General features: G+C 49.2%; 20 protein-coding genes. 8 read left to right on the top strand and 12 right to left on the bottom strand.

The window, feature by feature from the left end:
* Positions 1-26 precede the first annotated feature (26 nt).
* Both ruvB and ruvA read right to left on the bottom strand, forming a co-directional pair.
* Entirely contained in the window at positions 27-1,052 is a 1,026-nt protein-coding gene (ruvB, locus tag D0C16_RS22275) for a Holliday junction branch migration DNA helicase RuvB (RefSeq protein ID WP_151034370.1), read from the bottom strand.
* 54 nt (positions 1,053-1,106) lie between these two features.
* Entirely contained in the window at positions 1,107-1,721 is a 615-nt protein-coding gene (ruvA, locus tag D0C16_RS22270) for a Holliday junction branch migration protein RuvA (protein WP_151034369.1), read from the bottom strand.
* A 218-nt stretch (positions 1,722-1,939) separates the two neighbouring features.
* Here ruvA and putA point away from each other — a divergent pair, with 218 nt between their 5' ends.
* Positions 1,940-5,104, top strand: a complete 3,165-nt coding sequence (gene putA / locus D0C16_RS22265) for a bifunctional proline dehydrogenase/L-glutamate gamma-semialdehyde dehydrogenase PutA (protein ID WP_151034368.1) — start codon at positions 1,940-1,942, stop codon at positions 5,102-5,104.
* A gap of 29 nt (positions 5,105-5,133) precedes the next feature.
* Positions 5,134-5,721, top strand: coding sequence for a hypothetical protein (locus tag D0C16_RS22260; protein ID WP_151034367.1), 588 nt, complete (start codon positions 5,134-5,136; stop codon positions 5,719-5,721).
* Positions 5,722-5,734: 13 nt separating this feature from the next.
* Here the strand turns inward: D0C16_RS22260 and ruvC are convergent, their stop codons facing one another.
* The 8 genes from ruvC to D0C16_RS22220 all read right to left on the bottom strand — a co-directional run bounded on the left by ruvC (position 5,735) and on the right by D0C16_RS22220 (position 11,659).
* Positions 5,735-6,256 carry a crossover junction endodeoxyribonuclease RuvC gene (gene ruvC / locus D0C16_RS22255; RefSeq protein ID WP_151034366.1) on the bottom strand — a complete coding sequence of 174 codons (522 nt, stop codon included), beginning with the start codon at positions 6,254-6,256 and terminating at the stop codon, positions 5,735-5,737.
* A gap of 117 nt (positions 6,257-6,373) precedes the next feature.
* Entirely contained in the window at positions 6,374-6,976 is a 603-nt protein-coding gene (locus tag D0C16_RS22250) for a helix-turn-helix transcriptional regulator (RefSeq protein WP_151034365.1), read from the bottom strand.
* Positions 6,977-7,083: 107 nt separating this feature from the next.
* Positions 7,084-7,827 carry a YebC/PmpR family DNA-binding transcriptional regulator gene (locus D0C16_RS22245; RefSeq protein WP_151034364.1) on the bottom strand — a complete coding sequence of 248 codons (744 nt, stop codon included), beginning with the start codon at positions 7,825-7,827 and terminating at the stop codon, positions 7,084-7,086.
* 86 nt (positions 7,828-7,913) lie between these two features.
* Positions 7,914-9,722, bottom strand: a complete 1,809-nt coding sequence (gene aspS, locus D0C16_RS22240; protein WP_151034363.1) for an aspartate--tRNA ligase — start codon at positions 9,720-9,722, stop codon at positions 7,914-7,916.
* Positions 9,723-9,773: 51 nt separating this feature from the next.
* Positions 9,774-10,028 (bottom strand): FmdB family zinc ribbon protein, encoded by a 255-nt coding sequence (locus D0C16_RS22235; RefSeq protein WP_151034362.1) that lies wholly within the window; start codon positions 10,026-10,028, stop codon positions 9,774-9,776.
* A 141-nt stretch (positions 10,029-10,169) separates the two neighbouring features.
* On the bottom strand, positions 10,170-10,862 hold the full coding sequence (gene mtgA, locus D0C16_RS22230; RefSeq protein ID WP_151034361.1) for a monofunctional biosynthetic peptidoglycan transglycosylase: 693 nt from the start codon (positions 10,860-10,862) through the stop codon (positions 10,170-10,172).
* 9 nt (positions 10,863-10,871) lie between these two features.
* Complete coding sequence (locus tag D0C16_RS22225) at positions 10,872-11,339, bottom strand: DUF4124 domain-containing protein (protein ID WP_151034360.1); 468 nt, start codon at positions 11,337-11,339, stop codon at positions 10,872-10,874.
* A 14-nt stretch (positions 11,340-11,353) separates the two neighbouring features.
* Complete coding sequence (locus D0C16_RS22220; RefSeq protein ID WP_151034359.1) at positions 11,354-11,659, bottom strand: Rieske (2Fe-2S) protein; 306 nt, start codon at positions 11,657-11,659, stop codon at positions 11,354-11,356.
* Positions 11,660-11,948: 289 nt separating this feature from the next.
* Between D0C16_RS22220 and D0C16_RS22215 the strand changes: the two genes are divergently transcribed.
* Together D0C16_RS22215 and D0C16_RS22210 are read left to right on the top strand one after the other, a co-directional pair.
* Positions 11,949-13,286 carry a flavohemoglobin expression-modulating QEGLA motif protein gene (locus D0C16_RS22215; RefSeq protein WP_151034358.1) on the top strand — a complete coding sequence of 446 codons (1,338 nt, stop codon included), beginning with the start codon at positions 11,949-11,951 and terminating at the stop codon, positions 13,284-13,286.
* A gap of 9 nt (positions 13,287-13,295) precedes the next feature.
* A complete protein-coding gene (locus D0C16_RS22210; RefSeq protein ID WP_151034357.1) occupies positions 13,296-13,688 on the top strand; it encodes a hypothetical protein in 393 nt (130 codons plus the stop codon).
* Positions 13,689-13,711: 23 nt separating this feature from the next.
* On the opposite strand, the gene D0C16_RS22205 is transcribed toward D0C16_RS22210, so the two are convergent.
* Positions 13,712-14,098 carry a hypothetical protein gene (locus D0C16_RS22205; protein WP_151034356.1) on the bottom strand — a complete coding sequence of 129 codons (387 nt, stop codon included), beginning with the start codon at positions 14,096-14,098 and terminating at the stop codon, positions 13,712-13,714.
* A 418-nt stretch (positions 14,099-14,516) separates the two neighbouring features.
* Between D0C16_RS22205 and D0C16_RS22200 the strand changes: the two genes are divergently transcribed.
* Both D0C16_RS22200 and D0C16_RS22195 read left to right on the top strand, forming a co-directional pair.
* Positions 14,517-16,463 (top strand): di-heme-cytochrome C peroxidase, encoded by a 1,947-nt coding sequence (locus tag D0C16_RS22200; RefSeq protein ID WP_225318817.1) that lies wholly within the window; start codon positions 14,517-14,519, stop codon positions 16,461-16,463.
* Positions 16,464-16,787: 324 nt separating this feature from the next.
* A complete protein-coding gene (locus tag D0C16_RS22195) occupies positions 16,788-19,061 on the top strand; it encodes an FG-GAP repeat protein (RefSeq protein WP_151034355.1) in 2,274 nt (757 codons plus the stop codon).
* 87 nt (positions 19,062-19,148) lie between these two features.
* Here the strand turns inward: D0C16_RS22195 and tilS are convergent, their stop codons facing one another.
* Positions 19,149-20,435 (bottom strand): tRNA lysidine(34) synthetase TilS, encoded by a 1,287-nt coding sequence (tilS, locus tag D0C16_RS22190; protein ID WP_151034354.1) that lies wholly within the window; start codon positions 20,433-20,435, stop codon positions 19,149-19,151.
* Positions 20,436-20,461: 26 nt separating this feature from the next.
* On the opposite strand from tilS, the gene D0C16_RS22185 reads away from it, so the two are divergent.
* Together D0C16_RS22185 and greB are read left to right on the top strand one after the other, a co-directional pair.
* Positions 20,462-22,393 (top strand): S9 family peptidase, encoded by a 1,932-nt coding sequence (locus D0C16_RS22185; protein WP_225318816.1) that lies wholly within the window; start codon positions 20,462-20,464, stop codon positions 22,391-22,393.
* Positions 22,393-22,905 (top strand): transcription elongation factor GreB, encoded by a 513-nt coding sequence (gene greB, locus D0C16_RS22180; protein ID WP_151034353.1) that lies wholly within the window; start codon positions 22,393-22,395, stop codon positions 22,903-22,905. The genes D0C16_RS22185 and greB overlap by 1 nt, the downstream gene beginning before the upstream one ends.
* The last annotated feature ends 31 nt before the right edge of the window (positions 22,906-22,936 follow it).

The raw sequence follows: 22,936 nt of genomic DNA, 5'->3' as shown, positions 1-22,936 counted from the left end.
ACTGCAATAAATCCTTATTCATTGGTTCATTCATTCGAATCTTGCAATCGCTTGGGAACCGGGACGCCAAAATACAAATAGGCATTATTGGTTAAAATTCGACCGCGCGGTGTGCGTGCCATAAAACCCTGCTGGATCAAATAGGGTTCTATAACATCTTCAATAGTTCCGCGATCCTCGCTAATTGCCGCCGCCAAACTTTCTACGCCTACTGGACCGCCATCAAAATTATGCAACATAGCCATTAATAAACGACGATCCATATGATCAAAGCCGCGCTCGTCGACGTTCAGCATATTTAACGCACTATCGGCCATCGCCGCAGTAACAGTGCCATCTCCTTTCATCTCGGCATAATCCCGTACACGACGCAACAGACGGTTGGCGATACGTGGAGTGCCGCGAGAGCGTTTTGCAACCTCACCGGCGCCGTCATAATCCATTTTCACTCCCAGTAAAGCCGCTGAACGCGCGACGATATGGGTGAGATCGGCGACATTATAAAACTCCAGACGCTGAACAATACCAAAACGATCACGTAATGGTGATGTCAACAATCCCGCACGAGTTGTCGCACCAACCAGAGTGAATTGTGGCAAATCCAGTTTAATTGAACGGGCAGCAGGCCCTTCGCCAATCATGATATCCAGTTGAAAATCTTCCATTGCCGGATAAAGGATCTCCTCCACGACCGGGCTCAGGCGATGGATCTCATCGATAAATAACACATCACCTGGTTCGAGGTTGGTCAGTAACGCGGCTAAATCACCTGCCTTCTCCAACACCGGGCCAGAGGTACTTTTAAGCGAAACATTCATTTCGTTGGCGATAATATTGGCTAATGTGGTTTTACCCAGACCGGGAGGGCCAAACACCAGGGTATGATCCAGCGCTTCGTTGCGCTTTTTGGCAGCGCCAATAAAAATTTCCATCTGCTCACGAACAGCGGGCTGACCGACGTAATCCGCAAGATATTTGGGGCGCACTGTGCGATCGAGGTGATCCTCTCGGTCTTTGGCGGTGGGGGCGATCAGGCGATCAGTTTCAATCATATGGCATTAACCCTGTAAGTTTGCCGCTTGTGGCTTTAACTCCGCGGACAAAAACTAGCCTGCAATACTGCGCAAAGCGATACGAATCAACTCTTCACTTTTCGCATCCGGTTTCTGCTTGCTGGCCAATGAGACCATCTTCGCCGCCTCGACCGGTTTGTATCCCAGGGCAATAAGCGCACTTTCTGCCTCGGCAAACACATCGTTATCCGTAGCGATACTCTGAATTTCACTGTGCGCCAACATATCACCTTGTGGCATATCCCAGTTTTTCAAGCGATCGCGTAATTCAATGACCAAACGCTCGGCCGTTTTTTTGCCAATACCCGGGACTTTTGTTAGCGCATTGATATTGTCGTCACGCACACAGCGCGCAATATCGTCCGCTTCCATACCCGACAAAATCGCAATCGCTAATTTGGGGCCAACACCGTTTACTTTGATTAAGGTACGAAACAGCGAGCGGTCGCGCTGTTCACTAAAGCCAAATAATTGGTGCAGGTTTTCAGTAATCGATAGATGGGTATGCAGCACCACCTCCTGCCCCAGACCTGGTAGACGATAAAAAGTGGTCATAGGTGCCTGGAGTTCGTAACCCACGCCGTTTACATCCAGCAGCAAATAAGGAGGCTGCTTTTCCAGAAGAGCTCCACGCAAACGTCCGATCATAGCACTGGTTTTCCATCATGGCCGATGCGGCCTAACAAGGACCAACTGTTTTTATAAACAGTATATTGGTTTGCATTGTAAAGGAGTTTAGACACAAGAGTCATCCACGCCAGTAGCGCTGATCGGAAATATTCCTGTTGTGGTGCCATACTTGCTTTAGTTTGCAGACAAAGACAGTTACGAGAAGACGTTATTGAACCCAAAAGGTGGACATAGCTATGTTTTCTTCTCGCGATTTTGCCGCTCCTCACACCCTGAGTGACTGGCGTCGCACCATCAGCGCTCACTACCTAATCGATGAGGCGAGTTATCTCATCGAATTGATTCGTGGACTGGGCCAGACTGAAGCACAAATCCAGCTGGTGAACCAACAATCACTGGCCTTCCTCACCCGCTGGAAACACAACTCAACCGACCACAGCGACTGGCCACAGGAGTTCCTGCAAGCTTACGGGCTTAACACCCGCGAAGGTGTGGTGCTGATGTGCCTGGCTGAATCTTTGGTGCGTATTCCCGACAAAACTTCTGCCCGCGCTTTTATCGCCGACAAGCTGGCATCCGCCCACTGGCAAGATCGACTCGGGGAACAGCAGCCCTGGATGATTAATGCCGCCACCTGGGGATTAGTCTGGGGTGAACGCTTACTGGAACCCGTAGATAGCGCTGGCATTTTGCAAAATCTGCTGCGCCGACTGGGTGAGCCGGTGATTCACGCCGCGCTGGAAAAAGCGTTGTTCTGGCTCGCTGATACCTTTGTGTTTGCCGCCGATATGGATTCAGCACTTGAGCGGGCCCACAGCATCAACCGCAAAGAGTCAGAACTGCGCTGGCACTATTCATTTGATTTGCTGGGCGAAGCCGCTATTACCCATCCTGTTGCCAACCAATATCAACGCAATTATTTTTCTGCGCTGGCACAGCTGACCAACACCGATCAGAAAAATCGCTACAACTTGTCGATTAAATTGAGCGCCTTGCATCCACGCTATGAAGCGCTGCAACAATCACAAGTATTTGCTGATTTAATTGGAACTGGTAACACCCCGGGCATTTTAGTGCGACTGGCGCAACACGCGCGCGCTGGAAATATTCCGCTGACGATAGATGCCGAAGAATCCGAACGGCTTGAACTTTCGCTCGAGCTTATCGAAGCCTGTTTACGTCATCCATCGCTACAAAGTTGGAACGGATTGGGATTAGCCGTGCAAGCATATTCAAAACGCGCTTTGCCTGTGCTTGGGTTTCTCGACCAGCTCGCTGACGAACTGCAAATCAAAATAAATGTTCGTTTAGTGAAAGGCGCCTACTGGGATAGCGAAATCCACTGGGCACAACGCGCAGGCCTTAGCGGCTACCCGGTGTTTACTGCAAAAGCCGCAACCGATATTTCCTACTTGGCCTGCGCGAAATACTTATTGCACAGTCGACATTTGCAACCACAGTTTGCAACGCATAACGCAGTGACTATGTGCAGCTTGCTGGCCATGGTAAACGGTAAACCATTGGAGTTTCAGCGCTTGCAAGGTATGGGTGAATCGCTTTATCGGCAACTGTTGATTGAGCATCCGCAGGTGCATTGTCGGATTTATTCCCCCGTCGGCCAATACGCTGAATTATTGCCCTATTTAGTAAGGCGCTTATTGGAAAACGGCGCAAACAGTTCTTTTATCAATCAACTTAACCGCAAAGATTGTTCGTTAACCGAATTAGCACAGCACCCGCTGCAAAAACTTCAAGAATACTCGCAAGAATTAAAACTACCCGGCGAATTATTTTTCCATGCCGATCAAAAAAAATCCCGCCCTAACTCACAGGGGTTTAATACGCAAATTACCGAACAACGGGAGCAACTCATGGAGGCCATCACGCCCTGGTTGAATCACCAATGGAGTGCCTACCCTCTTATTGGTGGGCATTATTTAAAGACGGGTTCAGCTACAAAAGTCGTGAACCCTGCAAACAATGCCGAGTTGGTTGGCAGTTGCTTGCAGGCCACAGCAGACAATGCGATCACGGCGATCAATCAAGCCGCAGAATATTCAGTGCACTGGCGGATATATCCAGTTAACGAAAAAGCGGCACTCATGGACAAAGTGGGCAATCTATTTGAAGAACACCGGGCAGAACTTATTGCGTTGCTCATGCGCGAGGCAGGCAAAACACTCAATGATGCGATTGATGAGGTGCGCGAAGCCGTCGATTTTTGCCATTACTACGCCCAGCAAGCGCGCGAACAACTTGCCAACCCCCTCCCCTTGCCTGGTCCCACCGGCGAACACAATCAATTGCTATTGGAAGGCCGTGGGATCTTTGTTTGCATCTCGCCGTGGAATTTCCCGTTGGCGATTTTTACCGGCCAGATAATTGCGGCATTGGTTGCAGGTAATACAGTAGTCGCTAAACCCGCGCGCCAAACCTGCCTGATTGCATTTCGCGCTATTGAGTTAATGCTCGCTGCGGGAATTCCGCCCGTGGCTTTGTATTTTTTACCGGGTCCCAGCGGTGAACTTAGCCCTATTTTGACCGGCGATGCACGCATTGAGGGCATTGCTTTTACCGGTTCGACCCAAAGTGCCTGGACAATCAATCGCGCATTAGCAGCACGCAATTCCAGCATCGCCACATTAATTGCCGAAACCGGTGGTCAAAATGCGCTAATTGCCGATTCAACCTGCCTACCCGAACAATTGGTAAAAGATGTTATCCGCTCAGCCTTCGGCAGTGCAGGCCAACGCTGCTCTGCACTGCGAGTTTTGTTTGTTCAGGAAGAAATTGCCGAGCGAGTCATTGAATTACTTCAAGGCGCTATGGACTGTTTGATACTGGGCGACCCGCGCGAAACCCGCACCGATATTGGCCCGGTCATCGACAACTACGAGCAGCAAAAATTGCTCGCTCATATTGAGCAAGCCAAAACAGAAGGGCGATTAATTGCCCAAACACCCTTGCCTTCGACAATTGCGCAAGGCAGTTTTGTTGCACCCACGTTATTACAAATTCATAGCATTGACGAATTACAGGAAGAACATTTCGGACCGATTTGCCATTTAATTCGTTTCCGCATTCAAGATCTGGATAAGGTTATTGCAAGTATTAATAGCACCGGTTTTGGTTTAACACTGGGCGTTCATACGCGCAACGAAACAATCGGCCAGAAAATTGCTCATGAAGTGAATGTGGGCAATGTGTATATCAATCGCAATATGGTTGGTGCAGTAGTGGGCGTCCAACCTTTTGGTGGTTGCGGCCTGTCCGGCACCGGCCCCAAAGCGGGCGGCCCTCACTACCTGTTGCGCTTTGTGCGTGAAAAAACTATTAGCAACTATTTGGCTGCTGTCGGCGGCAATATCCAGCTGCTAACACAAAAGCCCTCACACGACTAACTTCAGTAAAACACGTTAGCGAGGGGTTTATGGCTACAGATATTAAGTGGTACGAATGGAACCCGGGCTTGCATAATGGCGATTTAACATTGCAGGAGGTAATTGCGACCTTACCCGCGGCCAACCCGGAAGATATTCCCTGGCTGGTGCGTTTATTCGAAAACCCCGCCAGCCCCATTGCTTTTCCAGGCGCCATTAATCTCACTCGTCACGATGCATTACACGCATTGCTAGGGCGCGGCCTGCGAAATCAGGATGAAGCCTTTGTAATCGGCTTTACTATGGGCTCCAGTGATCACATCCATCGTTGGCAAATTCATTTTTTTCGCTGGATTATCACCCACCTCTACCCAGCGCCTTATCAATTTTGTCGGCAAGATTTAATTGCGTTTGATTTGGGATTTAATTTCGGCCAAGCCATTCCAGTACGGGATCTTGGCCATTATCCTTTTGAAAAATATTCCGCTGTAACGCTGGATGAGTTGCGTCATCGATTAGGCATCAACGCGGCAAAACTACACGCGATTTATCGCTTTGAATCGCTATTAATCGCCAACAGCCGCGCAAGCCACCGATTGGATATTGATGATAAACCCCAGGCAACGCGCTGGAATTAATGAAAGATTTACATTAAACAATCCGCCCGCGACGGAAGCTGGATGAACCCGCCATACGGATTAAATGATCGCGTGTATTGGCGTGGCAAAGTGCCACGGCCAGCGCATCGGCAGCATCTTCTTGTGGCGATGCAGGTAGACACAATAATGTCTTCACCATATGCTGTACTTGTAGTTTATCGGCAGCACCATTGCCCACTACCGATTGTTTTACCTTGCGCGCTTCGTATTCCGATACTGGAACATTTTGCGCCGTCGCCGCCACAATTGCCGCACCGCGCGCCTGCCCCAGCTTTAACGCCGAGGCTGCATTCTTGGCCATAAACACCTGTTCAATCGCCATTTCCTGAGGGCAATATTGCTCGATGATTTGAGTGAGCGAATCAAAAATTACTTTTAAACGCGCTGGCAACTCATCCACATCTTTCATCCGGATCACACCGCTGGTGACATATTCCGATTTACTGCCAATGACATTGATAATGCCAAAACCAGTTTTGCGAGAGCCGGGGTCAATACCGAGGATAAGCGCCATAGGTTGTATCTTTATACAGTGGTTATGACGCAGTGTTGCATGGGAATTAAGTGGACGCAAGCGAGATTGTTAATTTAATACCGACAAAGTTCAGCTTTCACACGCGTTTTTCGAGGGTCAGAAATCGGCTTTTAGTTGGAGGTTTACACGTTGATCATCAGGGAAAGTAACAATCAAGGAAGCAGGCTCTCGGTCCGCGACCAGCATTCCGGGGCTCGAAAACAAGCGGTATTCGTTTTCAATAAAATTATAAATTTTGGTTGTGATGAGTAAATGCTCCCCTTGGCGTTGGGTGGTGAAAATCATGCGAAATTGGTGGTCTAGTTCAATTTCACTTTCTTTGCCGACCTCATTCAATAACATCATGTCGGAATACACTTTGTCCGGTGTTTCGATGGATAGACTAACCATCACTTGTTCAGCAACCGCGCTGGACCACCAACCCAAGGCAATAATTGCTGAACCCAGTAAACCAATTGCTCCCCATAATTTAAAGCGAATCGATTTAACAGCCACAACCGGGGTTTCTATCAACACGGCCAATTCCAAATTTAACGCCGATGCTAATGCACTGGCGGACTCCATAGACGCATCACCAGTACGTTCAATCCGCTGTACTGTACGCATACTTAAATTAGCCACTTCCGCCAGATGGCTTTGGGTCCAGGCGCGCTGCTCGCGCTCGCGGCGCAATTGGCTTTTATTGATTTTCATATCCATGACATTCACCTCGCTCAATGTAAAAGCCGCCAGAGTTCATTATTTCAATCGTTTTGTATACGACAGCAATATGACATGGCGGCTTTTTTATACCAGCGACGTAAAAATTAACCCAATTGCTCCATGATTTCTTCCGCAATATCGGCATTGGTATAGACGTTTTGCACATCATCCAGATCTTCAAGCGCATCAATTAACGCGAGGATTTTTTCGGCGGCATCTTTATCAAGGCTCACGGTAAGCGATGGAATTTGCGTGATTTCGGATTCAGATTCTTTTAAACCCGCGCTGGCAAGTGCATCTTTTACACGGAAGAAATCTTCAAAGGCAGTCATTACATCAGCCGAGCCATCATCATGAATAACCACGTCATCAGCACCCGCCTCAAGCGCGGCTTCCATTAATGCATCTTCATTAACACCCGGCGCAAAACTGATTTGGCCTTTGCGTGCAAACAAATAGGAAACCGAACCGCTGGTACCGAGGTTGCCGCCTTTTTTATCGAATGCGTGGCGCACATCACCGGCAGTGCGGTTGCGATTGTCAGTCATACACTCAACAATAAATGCCACACCGTTTACGCCGTAACCTTCATAGGTCAACTCTTCATAAGCCTCAGATTCACCGGTACCGGCACCGCGCGCAATTGCACGCTCCACTACATCTTTTTTGAGGTTATTTAAATAAGCCTTTTCCACCGCTGCACGCAAACGCGGGTTATCCGCTGGATTAGGACCGCCTTTCGCGGCGACAGTTAATTCACGAATAATTTTGGTGAAAATTTTCGTCCGCTTGGCATCCTGACGCGCCTTGCGATGTTTCATGTTAGCCCATTTGGAATGTCCGGCCATTAGTAGCTCCCATTCAGATATCAAACATCAGAAATAAAAAAGGTGGGCATTGCCCACCCTTTTTCTATGGATTAGAAATCCATTAATTACATACCGTACTCTGGCGATTCTGCTGCAGCATCAGCCACTTTTTTCTGGTTGCGCAAGCGGATGTGCAGTTCACGCAATTGCAGTTCGTCGACGGTGCCAGGTGCATCGGTCATTACACAGGCAGCACTTTGGGTTTTCGGGAAGGCGATCACATCGCGGATTGAGCTTGCGCCCACCATCAACATAATCAAACGATCCAAACCAAACGCCAGACCACCGTGTGGCGGAGCGCCGTAACTCAACGCGTCCAACAGGAAGCCGAATTTTTCGCGTTGCTCTTCCGGGCTAATACCGAGAATCTGGAATACTGCTTGCTGCATTTCCGGTGAATGAATACGCACGGAACCACCGCCCAATTCAGTACCGTTCAACACCAGGTCGTAAGCGCGCGACAAGGCGTCACCCGGGCTGGCAACCAATTGTGCCGGTGTGCAGCTTGGTGAAGTGAATGGGTGGTGGATTGAAGTCCAGCCGCCTTTGTCATCGTCTTCAAACATTGGGAAATCAACAACCCACAATGGCGCCCACTCGGTGGTGTAGAGGTTTAAATCTGCACCCAGTTTGCAGCGCAATGCGCCCAAGGCTTCAGTAACTACTTTGTGCTTGTCCGCACCGAAGAAAATCAAATCGCCGTTTTCTGCACCAACACGCTCAAGGATCGCTGCACGCACGGGCACCGGCAAGTTTTTCACAATGGGCGACTGTAGGCCTTCTTCCAGATCTGACTTGTCATTAACTTTGATGTACGCCAAACCTTTTGCACCGTAAATGCCAACGAATTTGGTGTAATCGTCGATTTGCTTACGAGTTAATTTCTCATTGCCACCGGGCACTTTCAACGCAGTAACGCGTGATTTCGGATCGTTCGCCGGGCCGGCAAATACTTTAAACTCAACGTCAGTGACGAGATCTTTGATATCGACCAATTGCAGCGGGATACGCATATCCGGCTTGTCTGAACCGTATTTGGCAATAGCTTCAGAGAAAGGCATATGTTGGATTTCGGCGAATTCGATGTTCAATAAATCTTTGAACAATTCGCGGAACATACCTTCGGTCACGGCCATAATTTGGTCTTGGCTCATGAACGATGTTTCGATATCAATCTGGGTAAATTCCGGTTGACGGTCTGCGCGCAGGTCTTCGTCGCGGAAGCACTTGGCGATTTGGTAGTAACGGTCGTAACCGGCAACCATCAGCAATTGTTTAAACAATTGGGGTGATTGTGGCAGCGCAAAAAATTTGCCGTCGTGGGTGCGTGAAGGCACCAGATAATCGCGCGCACCTTCGGGGGTCGCACGAGTCAAAATCGGGGTTTCTACGTCGAGGAAGCCATTGCGATCCAAGTAGTTGCGGATAGCACTGGTCACTTTGCTGCGGAAGCGCAAGTTTTTTTGCATTTCGGCGCGACGCAGATCCAGGAAGCGATACTTCAAGCGGGTTTCTTCACCCACGTTGGTATAGCCATCCAATGGAAATGGAATAGTTTTCGCCTCGTTGAGGATGGTCAACGCAGTTCCGTAAACTTCGATTTCGCCGGTAGGCATATTCGGGTTAACCGTTGCTGCAGCGCGCGCACGGACTTTACCAGTCACTTGCAATACATACTCACCGCGTACTTTATCCGCCAAGGCAAAGTTCTCTTTACCATCCGGATCAAACACTACTTGCACCACACCTTCGCGGTCACGCAGGTCGATAAAGATCACACCACCGTGATCGCGACGGCCGTCCACCCATCCGCAGAGGGTGACTTCCTGGTTGATATGAGAGGCATTTAAAGCGCCACAATATTGGCTGCGCATAGGTTTTTCCCGTTATTTATCGACAGTAAATGGATAGCTCACGGCGCCTGATTAGGAGGCAGTTCCTGAGCTGGATGCAGACGAAGAGCCGGAGCTGCCCTCACCCGCGAGATTCTTTTTCTTGCCCGATTTGAAATCGGTCTCGTACCAGCCGCCGCCCGACAAGCGAAAACCGGCTGCGGAGATTTGCTTTTTCAAACTTGCCTTGCCACATGCAGGGCAATCCACCAAGGGTGCATCGCTCAGTTTTTGCAGAGCTTCCAGTTCATGGTTGCAGGATTCGCATTGGTATTCGTAGATAGGCACGTCTATCACCTCAGTTCAAAAAATCATCAGCCACGGAATGCAAAGACCCAAAAAGGGTCGCGATTGTAACGTAAAAGGTTGGCGGCGAGAACCGCACAACGCAGGCATAAATAGGGGCTGGCACCGGAATTTCAAAGACAATCAGGGAATTTGTGAATAGTGCATGCGTCTCTGCACGGCAGATGCATGGCGCACCACCCAGGAGGGCATGGATTTTTCGTATTTGCGCGGATTGGGCAACATGACCGCCATACGCGCCGCTGCCGATGCCCCAAGCTGTGCCGCCGGAACCCGATAATAATGGCGCGCGGCGGCTTCTGCCCCGAACACACCATTGCCCCATTCCACCACGTTCAGGTAAACCTCCAGAATGCGGCGCTTGTCCCATAGCAATTCAATCATCAAGGTGATTACGGCCTCTTCTGCTTTGCGGAAATAGGAACGCGAGGGCGATAAAAATAAATTTTTGGCCAACTGCTGGGTGATGGACGAGCCACCTGCCACCGATTTTCCGCGCCGCTCATTTTTTTTCAGTGCTTGTTCAATGCCGCGCAAATCAAAACCATTGTGATCCATAAACCTATCGTCCTCAGCCGCGACAACCGCGCGCTTTAAATGATTGGAGATTTTCGCGTATTCCACCCACTGGTGCTTAAGTTCAGCCTTGGCATTTTTTTGTTGTAACTCATCCAGACGAATTGCCATAAAGCTTGTTTCGCCCGGATTTACCCATTTCCACACAACAACATGAGCGAAAATCCACAGCTGATACGCCACCAGCAGTAGCAACAACCATTTCAGAATTCGCCCGGAAAACCGCCAGATTTTTTTCATGGCTAAAAATTATTGAGATTCTTGCTCTTGCACCCGCGCCTTCATAGATTCAGCGGCGGCACGGGCCTTTTCCAATGGAGTTTGCTGCTGTGCCCGCGCAGGCTCTTCTGCCGCAGCCTCCGCTGTTTGGTCATCGGGTGGGGAAATCGCATTCTGGATTTTTACCTCTACCTGCTCAGCATCAGCGCTTCTGGGTTTATCACCATAGTGAACCTGTCCATTGGCGTCGGTCCATTTATACACTTTGGTTGGTACAGGCTGAACAGGCTCTTCACCGGTCAGGTCTGAAACGGATTTTTTCGCTTCAGCAGCAAACTTATTAAACGTAATCGATTCTTTAACGGCAGCCAACCAATCACCATTGTAATTTTCGCGCACACTATTGATAGGAAACTGACCCGTTTTTAGGTAAATCAGGTAATTGCCTACACCCACAGCCAATAACACCACAACCAATGCCTTAAACAATAAACGCATAAAAATATCCTTAACTACCCATCAATACCAATCTGGTTACCTTGATAAATTAACGGCAAAAATACCAGTTCATTTGCACATACCGGGCTGCGCGAACGACCAGAGTTCAAATCGAATTCAATACCGTGCATAGGGCACCGCAGGCAGCCGTCATTAACAGTAGCATGGGTGAGCGGCGCGTCTGCATGAGGACAGGCGTTTTTTAACAAAACGACCCGTCCATTTTCCTGCAGCAACAAAAAAGGCTTGCCCCCAACCGTTACCGCTTTGCGATAGCCGTCATACAGTAAATGCAGTTTTTCCAGCGCAACAAAAGGCATTGATTAACCTCACTTGAAAACGACCTAACGATAGCACTGATCGGAAGAGAGAAACGATCGAAAGAAAGATCCGATCTAACGACCAACAGAGTCTCGATACCGGCAGCGCTATTCTGGCGATTAGTACGTAAAAGTACCACCCAACGCAATCACGACACCGCAAACTTCGATAAACAACAACGAACCCCACGACAAATTCTAGCCACAAACGCCCCAGTTAACGATAGAATGGCTGTGCCTGAGTTTCCGCAACCGGCGCATTCTTGCACTCAAATGTGGCAGCCTTGATATGACCGATCCCGCCTACCTGGAGCGACTGAAGCAACTCTCAACGCGCCTGGTATCCCTGCAAAAACCGATTCGCATTCTCGATGCTATTAAATGGCCGGCGGGAATCGAGCAGCGTTTTCGCGAACAACAAGGACGGGAATTGCCTGCACTGGATAAGGATTTTTACCAGCGCCAGAGATTGGCCTTCGAGCCGGATAGTATCCAACAGTTATTCAAAGAATTGAAAAATGATGTGCGTCGCCAGTTGGGGCGCGATGATGCACTGGGAAAAATACTGCAAGCCACTATCGAACAATACCAGATAGTAATCGAGCTGTTGCGTCATCGCGGCACAGATAAGTTTGGCCACTTCAGCAAACAGCTATATGGTTCAGCGAGCGACAACTTGCGCGGGGATCGCAAAAGCTTGCGACAAATGGGTGAGAAGCTGTGCCATATTTTTTCGTTGCCTGCAGTTGAACATTTGAATCGCCCTTACACTAATCATATTAGTGCTGAAGAGTCAGTAAAAATTCTGCGCGAGCGTATGAATGATTACTTTGGCGCGGGTGAAGTGCGAGTACAAATTAGTGACGATATCGTGTCCGACGCCTCTGCCGGAGGCGACTGTATTAAAGTCAATCGCCGCTCGTTTTTTTCTGAGCTCGATTTGCAAGTACTGGAAGTGCATGAAGGTTGGGTACACATAGGTACAACCCTGAACGGCCGCGAGCAGCCTTGGGCCACTTGGCTGAGTGTTGGCTCACCGCGTATTACCGCTATTCAGGAAGGCATGGCAGTACTGTTGGAAACACTGACTTTCAGCTCGTTTCCACAGCGCGCACGCCGTATTAGTGACCGTGTCGTTGCTGTAGACCTTGCAGAACAAGGTGCTGACTTCTGCGAAGTTTATAAATATTTTATCGAACGAGGCGTGAGTGAGCACGACAGCTATCGCGTTACCCAACGCGTATTTCGCGGCGGCACTTTGACTGGCGGCTCGGTATTTACCAAGGATATTTCCTACGTAAAAGGCTTTGTTGAAAATGTAAACTTTATTCGCAGTGCAATTAATTCCGGCGTACCTGAAATTATTCCCATGTTATTTGTAGGCAAGGTAACGCTGGATGATTTACCACTGTTGTACGAACGTTATTTGGAAGGGGTTATTACTGGCCCCAAATATTTACCACCAATGTTTAAAAACCTGAACGGTCTCTATGTGTGGTTTGGATTTTCCAGCGGTATGTCTTCGGTAATGAATATTGCACGCGTGCAACAACACTTCAGCAAATTATTTGAAAAACTGCCCATGCCAGAACATTTATATGGCACGAGCGACGCAGAAATTGATTGATTGTAAATTATGACGTATTACAAAGTTGTACTCTCTGGTGAGAATATTTTTTTTGAAAATTACAGCGATGCGCCAGAACCCGTTATTGGTTTTATCGCATGCAAGCTTATTAAGACGGATACCGAGGACCTAGCAATAGCGACAGCCAAACGGGACTTACTAGTGCATTGGAACCACAGTTTTAACTCAGATCGCAAACTGGGCATGCCTAAATTGACTATCGAATTCATCGAACCGGTGAAGGGCTGGTTTAAACCGAAATCCAGTAATGATTACTATTGGTTTACCGACGCCTCACACAAACAAGAGCAACTGGAAAAATTTACCCAGGCTCCCAGTCGCTGGTTTTGGCGCAAGAATAAAAAGACTGAGATCGCTAACGAGAATTCACTCGAGCAGTAACAACTCGAACACGCCAACTGCAATCAGGCGCTAGCGGCCGCCGCAGGCTGCCCCACATTAATCAAACTCAACAGGGTGCCCCGTAGACCAGGAGAGGTAATTTCTTCACTACGCGCCGACAAGGGTGAATTACCCACCCACTCAAAACGCCAGCGAAACAAGTGCACACCGTCGTTGGTTGTGCGCACCTCAATCAATTCCATCCGGCGCGCATCCAGCGCTAATTTTTCACGCAATTGGAATGCGAAAGGTTCAGCATTTTTGCCGACAAAACTGGAAGCTTGTTGCGTGGGTGCGGCGACGAACACGTAATCGCGCCCTTGATGTTGCAGATGGTAAACCCCGAGGTGTACCGCTTGGCCCAAACGATTGTTTAAAGAAACATCCACAAACATAGGAGTCAATAACATAGAACTTTCCGCTGCGCTTCTTTTTTGAGCGACCTCTACCCGAAGGCATATTTCGCTGGTTGATTATTCGCCACTTGGTTCCGTAAAAAGTCCCTTTTGCGGCGAGGCGGCAGTCTACGCACTATTTATTACAGTTCAAGCAAAAGCTGCCAATACCGCAAAATCCTCTCAAACGATCCTTTAGGTGTTACTTTCTTACCAATTTCATGACAGCAAGGTGACATTTATCGGCCAAACACCGCTGTTTTACTGATGCCTTGTATCATTCAATCTGCTAATGTCATTACTTAAGGCCGACAGGAGTCTGAATAGTTCCTTAAAAGAAGGACCCTTTATCGGTTTTTTATTTGATCCTCTCTCATAAGTATTTGAAGTTAGCCCTGTAACCACCTTCGTTTTTACCCATAAAGGAATGATTATGGACTCATGCACCTCATCTCGTTTTATGCCATCCCTCTGGTTAAGCGCACGCCTGACAGCAGCAGTTGCTCTAGCTGGATTATCGGGTTGTACCTATATGTCTCAGGGGGTTGTGGTCGATAGTGATCGCAATGCAAAAACCAGCCAGCAAGATAGTTTTGGTGATAGCACTAGCCGTGTCGTTTACCCGGAACAAAACTGGAGCGCCGCCGACAGCCTGTGGTTTTACAACATAACCCAAGGCTCCAATCTGATTCCCTACGACATATTTCTGCATCTGGAAATGCCTGATTCAGAACAGCTGTTCCGCAGCGATGAGCACATGAACCTACTGCGCTATCTACCCCAGAAAGCGTCCTTCGCCAACCCTGATGGTTTGCCCGTGGGCTGGGTAAAAGATGAATACCAAGGGAAGGAATATATCGGCTACACCTGTGCTGCCTGCCACACGAGTCAGGTTAACTACCAGGGCGCAGCCATTCGCATCGATGGCGGAGCAACCCTCGCCGATATGGTGTTAATGCTTAAAACACTTGCAAGCTCTTTGGAATCCAGCGCGACTCAGCCAGAGAAGTTCGACCGTCTGGCGCAAAAGGTTCTGAAATCCAAATACCCCGCCGAAAAAGATAAATTCCGCCAAGAGTTGGTGGCAGCAGCAGAACAAATTCGCCTTTACAACCAAATCAATGAGCCAACCCATGGCGATAAAGTGGTCGATTACGGCTATGCACGCCTGGACGCATTCGGACGGATCTTTAACCGCATACTGACGCACCTCACGCCCAAGGATCCAAGCAACGCTAACCCCGCCAACGCGCCAGTCAGCTATCCCTATTTATGGGATACCCCACAACACGACTTTGTGCAGTGGAATGGCGCGGGTGACAACGCCCTCACCGGCCCGCTGGGACGCAATACCGGTGAGGTCTTGGGGGTTTACGCCACCATGGATCTGCACAAGAAGAAGGGCGATATCGGCTATCGCTCTTCAACTGCTGTGCGCAACCTCAACCGTATTGAGCGGCAACTAAAAAGCCTCTGGTCTCCAAGCTGGACCGAGTTGGCAGAGCAAAAGGTTCTGCCACCTATTAACCAATCACTGGCTGATAAAGGGCGTGAAGTTTTTGTGGAGTACCAATGCCATAGCTGCCACGAAGCTATAGATCGCACCGACCCCAAGCGTCGCATTACCGCCCAGTTCTCGCGCCTGGAAACTATTGGGACCGACCCATTCATGGCGGGCAACGCGCTCAAATACCAAGGTAAAAGTGGGTATTTTGAGGGTGAAAAAATCATGCCATGGAAGAAGGATTCCCCCCGGTTTGAAGCGACCACGCCAGTCGTGGCTGCAGTGAATACGGCGATTGAAGGAGTCATCCTCGAACCTGACCACGATAAATCCGCTCTTCGTCGTACCACAGAGAAGGCCTATGACCTGATAGCAGCCATCGGTGATAACCCAATTAAAAAGACCGAGCGCCATCTGGATTTTGAGGTGGTTGATAAAGCTGATTTAACAACCCTTATCGCCTATAAAGCGCGGCCGTTAAACGGCATATGGGCAACCGCGCCCTATTTGCACAACGGCTCAGTACCTAATTTATATGAGCTGTTTATGCCTAGCTGCAGCGACGCGGAAATCGCCTCCGGCAAGACCTGCCGCCCCAACCGTTTCACGGTAGGAACGCGTGAACTGGATCCGGTAAAGGTTGGCTTTGTCCAGCGCGATCCGGCCCAATACCCAGGTCTGTTTGTGTTTGATACCAGCTTGCCAAGCAATTCCAACAAAGGCCATGAGTATGCCGCCGGCGTTACTCCTGTGTTTGTATTGGGCCAAGATGGCCGTCCGGTTAAAGGGGCAGACGGCAAACCACAAATGCGCAAACTGCAGCCCATCAATAACGAGCAGCGCCTGGCGCTAGTGGAATACCTGAAGACGCTTTGATCTCATCCACGCATAGGAACCGCCAGCAATTGCTCGCGGTTCCTCCTGTTTATTTACCCCATCCCATTGCGTACCGCATTTAGCGTTAAAGAAGCTCTAGCCCAACCAATTTTCACAATTGCTCACAACTTCATGCGACGCATTCAAGGTAGATTGAGCAGATATAAACAACAAACTGAACCATTCCCGTTATTTGACGGTCTTTAGGCACGCTATTTTTGCGTCTGGACACAATCAATTGCACCTCTACCGGCTATTTGATTGACACCAAGCGTCGCGACACACAGAATCACCGACCAGTTTTAACCCTCAGGAACCTGCTGAATGAATATTGATCGCTTTTCACCGCTGTTTCAGCGCACTACCCTGCTTGTCTCGCTGCTGGCAAGCTCAATTTTGCTAACTGCATGCGGCGGCGGCGGCGGCAAATCCTCATCCAGCTCCTCATCTTCCAGTATTTCCTCATCTTCACGCAGCAGTTTTAGCGCGGCTTCCGTACCTGCAAATGGTTCAGGCATTTGGCCTAGCGTGAAAGTTGAATCGCAAAATCCAAAGCAGCTAAATTTCCAATGGAGCCCGGTTGAAGGCGCAACCTACTACAAACTTTTCAAACGTGATGCTGCTAGCGGAGGCGTTACTCAAGTAGGTGGTGACTTAGCTGTCACCCAAGCCAGCGATGAAATTGGCGTTCACGTCCATGATTGGGTTAACAGCTACTACTACGTTGAAGCCTGTAACGCTGGCGGCTGTCAGAAATCCAACCTGACCTTTACCGCAACAGAAATGATCAAAGCGATTGGTTATGTAAAAGCGCCTAATGGTGAGGCATTCGACAACTTCGGCTGGAGCTTCGCACTTTCGGCAGATGGTAAAACGCTGGCCATAGGCGCCCCCGCAGAAGATAGTAAGGCGATTGGGGTAAATGGGGATACCGCGAATAATGACAGCGTAAACGCAGGCGCTGCATACGTGTTTATCAAAGAAAATGGAGTCTGGGTCCAAGAAGCCTACTTGAAGGCATCCAACACCGAACAACCTAACCTGAACAGCAGTCGATTCCTTCCAAATGACCGCTTTGGTTACAAAGTTTCCATCTCTGACGACGGCAACACCCTTGCCGTGTCCGCCTTGCTCGAAGACGCACGATCTACTGGGATTAATTGCAACCAAGACAACTATGAATTGCGAACCACTAACAGCTCCAACAGCTCAGGCGACCCGTCGGGCAATACATATTCTGCAGTTGACTACAACAATGGCGCTGTGTACGTGTTTACTCGTAGCAATAAAGTTTGGACGCAAGAGGCTTTTGTAAAATCAAGCTATGTCGCGCAGGAGCTACGCTTTGGCGAAACTCTGGCACTATCTGGCGATGGCAAGACGCTCGCCGTTGGCGCTACCAGCGATAGCCTGGCGATAAGCGGCATCCTTATGTACCAGGCATCGTCCATGCCCGAATGTCTCGAGTACTACCCATCAAGCTCCAGCTCATCGACTTCGTCCAGCAGTTCTTCAAGTTCCAATAGCTCTGCTAGCAGCACCAGTAGCTCGTCCAGCTCCAACAGCGCAGCCAGCGCTTATACGGGCGGCTCAGGTTCAGGGTCAGTCCATATTTTTATCCGCCGCGAAGATGGCTGGATGCAACAGGCTTATTTGAAAAATTCAAATGCCCAGCAGGGAGACGCCTTCGGTGCCAGCATCGCGTTTTCAACGGATGGCAACACACTAGTAATAGGTGCTATCGGTGAAGATAGTCAGGCCAAAGGTGTAAATGGCAACCAGGCAGATAACTCCTGTTACTACCAAGGGAACGATGGCTTGTATGTGCTGGACCTGGGTTGCGAAGACGCGTTCTATCAAACTTACGGTATTAACAATGGCGCCGCGTATGTATTTACGCGCAGCAATGCTATCTGGACACAAGAGGCCTATCTAAAGCCCGCATCAACTTTCTTTACCACCCTGTTCGGCTCAAGTGTGGATATTTCCGGTGATGGTAACACCCTGGTGGTAGGCGCCAAAGGCGATACCACCGACACGGTAAATACCAGCGACCCGAAAAATATCGATAAAGCCAAAGTACAAGAAGTGGTCAAGCAATTGGGTTCTGGTTCAGCGTATGTGTTTGCACGCAGTGGCACCACTTGGGCACAAGAAGCCTATCTCAAGCCATCTACCATCACTATTGCTGGTGAATTTGGTGGCGATGTGAGCTTATCCCAAGATGGCAACACACTTGCGGTGGGTTCATTCCGTGAAGCCAGTAACGCTAAAGGAGTTAATGGCGACGAAGGTGATACCAGTGCAGATCGCGCAGGTGCCGTGTTTGTATTCACCCGCGCCAACACAGTGTGGACCCAGAAGAGCTATGTCAAAGCCAGTAACACCGATAAAGATGATCGCTTTGGTTTGAATGTGGATATTTCCGGCGATGGAAAAACCCTGGCAGTCGGAGCGCATCGTGAAGCAGGTCGCGGCTATGCCTCTGCAACATCAGTATCCAGTCAGGCATCCAGCAGTACATCGAGCTTACCGGAAGGAGCATTGGATCAAAACGACAACAGTGCAGAAGCTTCAGGAGCGGTATACCTGTTCTAATCACTGACGAGTTCGCCTATAAAAAATGGGAGGCCACAAGCCTCCCATTTTTTATAGCAGTGTTTTTTACCAAGTAGTGATTTACGACTAACTACACCAGACCGGTTTTACGGCCGCGACCCCGCCAGGTGCAACGTACCCCTCACAAATCCATAAATCACCCACAGCCACTAACTGATCCCCGCTATATAACAATGGCACCGAGTTGCGCAACCAAGGCTCCAGGTGATACTCCTGCAATAATTTTTTTAGCGTTTGTGAGTGCGCGCGACCAGCCGGTTTGCAACGCTCGCCGCCGCTGCGAAAACGAATATGCAAATTCGGGATATCAGCACGCAAATAGCTTGCAGAATTATTTTCTGGCGCGCTCAGCTGAACCAAATCCAATATCATTGGTGGCAACACAGCCGGCAATAGAAACAAACGTGTTTGATAAGGTCGCAATGAATATTCGCCCCATGCGATCTCCACTGACGCGTCCTCGCGAGCATTAAACAATTGAATTTCCAATTGCTGTAAATGAACAACCTCTGGCAGGTCACATCCGGATTGACGCAACCAGTAGCGCAATAAATTTTGCCGTCGGGCACTGGACAAGGACTTCAACCAAAGTAAGTCAATACTCCGTCCCATTCGTTCTGAACGAGGATTTGCTTGCTCCAAATCCTGTTTCGCAAACTCGTCCAATAAATTTTCTTGCTGCGCACACAAATCGGCCGTCTGTTGGCACTTGCGGATCAGCGCAGGCCAACGATGTTGCAACAAGGGCATTACCTGATTGCGCAGGAAATTGCGGTCATAGTGATCGTCCTGATTACTCTCGTCTTCCACCCAGGGTAATTTCTGCTCACGCGCATAAGCCTCAAGCCCAGCGCGAGAAAACTGCAGCAGCGGGCGTATTAATTTTCCACCCGACGATAATTGTCGCGCACTGCCAATTGCAGCCAAACCGCGCGGGCCTGCACCTCGCAGCAAGCGCAGTAAGATAGTTTCAGCCTGATCATTACCGTGATGCGCGGTCAACAAACAATCACCCGAATCTACATACCGCTCAAATACCTGATAACGCGCCGCTCGCGCCGCATCTTCTATACCTTTACCGGAATTGATTACCTGCACTTTTTCCGCAAAAAAAGACACTCCTAATTGCTGACAAAATTGTTCACACTGGCGTTGCCATGAGTTGGCGTGAGGAGAAATCTGGTGGTTGATGTGCAAGGCCCTTACGCTGACCGGCAGATTCAATTGCACAAGTGCGTGCAGCAATACCGTGGAATCCAATCCACCGCTAAAACCGACCCACCACACGCCAAGGGTTGATTTATCAATAAGCGGCAAGCAGGCGCGCAGTTGTTCAGGAATAAAATCCGGCATAATTCGGCTTTGCATTGTGGGATTAAATGCGTAGATTAATGCGGAATTGCCAACAAGACAAAATTCGTTTTATGAATAACCATCAATACGGCCACTGGCCATCCCCTATTACACCGGAATTACTCACCGCTCAGGGTGTTCGAAACAGCGACCCACAAGCAGTGGGCGAGCGGCTCTACTGGTTGGAAACTCGCCCGCAGGAAAAAGGCCGCAATGTACTGGTTTGCGAACAAGCCGGAAAACGGTCTGAGTTATTTGCGGCGCCGTTAAGTGTGCGCACGCGCGCGCAGGAATATGGCGGCTCCTCGTACCTGGCAACAACGGCATTTATTTTTTATGTGCAAGACAGCGACCAGCGGGTTTATCAATTTGATTTGGCCAGCCAGCAAACGAAAGCCTTAACACCGGAAGGGGCATTTAGATACGCTGATTTTTATCACGACCAAATCCACCAGCGATTGCTCGCTATATGCGAGGACTACACACAAAATTCGCATCACCCAAGCGCCAGAATTATCGCCATAGATTTATCAACCGGAGTGATCAATACCCTCGCCGAAGGTGCCGATTTTTATTCCAATCCACGCCTTTCGCCTGATGCACAACAACTGAGTTATGTACGCTGGTTTCATCCGCAAATGCCATGGGATGGCAGCGAATGTGTTGTTGTGCAATTGGATGGAAATGGCGATTGTGTAAGCGAACAAGTAATCGCCGGCGGCACAACTGAATCCATTTTCCAACCACAGTGGTCGCCCGACAACCAACTGTATTTCGTTTCAGATCGCAATAACTGGTGGAATATCTATCGCTGGGACGGTACAAGTACCCAAGCAATTTACGAATATGCTGCTGAGTTTGCAACGCCACAATGGGTATTCGGCATGAGTACCTATGGCTTTTTAAGCACACAGGAAATTTTCTGCTGTTACAGTCAACACGGTTACTGGCAAATTGGAATCATCGATATTGCCAAAAAAAATCTTCGCAAGATTCCCAGCGAATTTCGCGATATCTCTGCCGTACATTGCAACAACAATTGCGCCTGGTTTATCGCCGCCAGCGCCACGCAAGGCTCGCAACTCTATCGTTACAGCGACCAGAAAATATTACCCATCACCCACGGCGATACGCGGGTTGAGCAGGAATATATAGCGCAAGCTGAAGCCGTTGCATTTCCTACGCGTGACGGCGAAGTTTCCCACGGCTTTTTTTATCGCCCGACTCACGTGCAATTTTCAGTACAACCCGATTCGCCACCACCGCTAGTAGTGATGTGCCATGGCGGCCCCACAGGCGCTACCGAAACAGGGTTGAATTTAAAAATCCAGTTTTGGACCAGCCGCGGTTTTGCCGTGTTAGATGTAAATTATCGCGGCAGTACCGGTTATGGACGCCAGTATCGTGACCGCTTAAAACAAAACTGGGGCATTACGGATGTGATTGACGCTTGCAGCGGCGTGGATTACTTAATTGCGCAGAAGTTGGTTGATGACAATAAAATCGCCATTCGCGGTTCCAGCGCCGGTGGCTATACCGTATTGGCAGCCTTAACCTTCAGTCATCATTTTAAAGCAGGCGCAAGCCTTTACGGAATTGGCGACCTTGAAGCCTTGGCCAAAGACACCCATAAATTTGAAACGCATTATCTTGATTCATTGGTAGGTGCCTACCCCCAAGAGCAAGCCATTTATCATGCCCGCTCCCCGATCCATCACATTGAGCAATTAAATTGCCCGGTGATTTTCCTGCAGGGATTACAAGACAAAGTTGTTCCACCAGCGCAAGCAGAAGCCATGGTCAATGCGTTAACCGCAAAAGGAATTTACACTGAGTATGTTACTTTTGCGGAAGAAGCACATGGTTTCCGCCAAGCACAAACAATTCAACATGCGCTCGAATCCGAACTGGCATTTTATTTAAAAGTATTTGATCAAAAAAATTCCGGAGATAACTAATGGGACGCTGGCGACCCCCCTCAGCCAAAGGTTCAACCTACATTACCGCAGCTGGTTTTAAACGCATGAAAGATGAAGTGACGCAACTCTGGAAGGTGGAGCGCCCGCAAGTCACGCAAGTGGTACACGAAGCGGCCAAAAATGGGGATCGCAGTGAAAACGGCGATTACATTTATGGCAAACGTCGTCTGCGCGAAATTGATTCGCGCGTGCGCTTTTTATCCAAGCGCATGGAGGTGCTGACGGTAGTGGATCGACTGCCTGATGATCACACCAAAGTCTTCTTTGGCGCCTGGGTGACATTGGAAGACGACGACGGCAATGAAAAGACGTACCAAATCGTCGGACCAGATGAGTTCGATGTGGCGCGGCAAAAATTAAGTATGGATTCACCACTCGCCAAGGCGATGCTCGGTAAGCGACTCGATGATGAAATCGTACTGAAGAAGCCTGACGGTGAAGAAATGTTTTATATCGCTGCTATCGAATACAAGCCATATGATCAAGATTAAAAGTTGGCTAATCTAAAAGGGCAGTATCACT

This window comes from Cellvibrio sp. KY-GH-1 (assembly GCF_008806975.1).
GTDB lineage: Bacteria > Pseudomonadota > Gammaproteobacteria > Pseudomonadales > Cellvibrionaceae > Cellvibrio.
The sequence above is the reverse complement of the archived record's forward strand: the minus strand, read 5'-3'. Positions and strand labels throughout refer to the sequence as shown.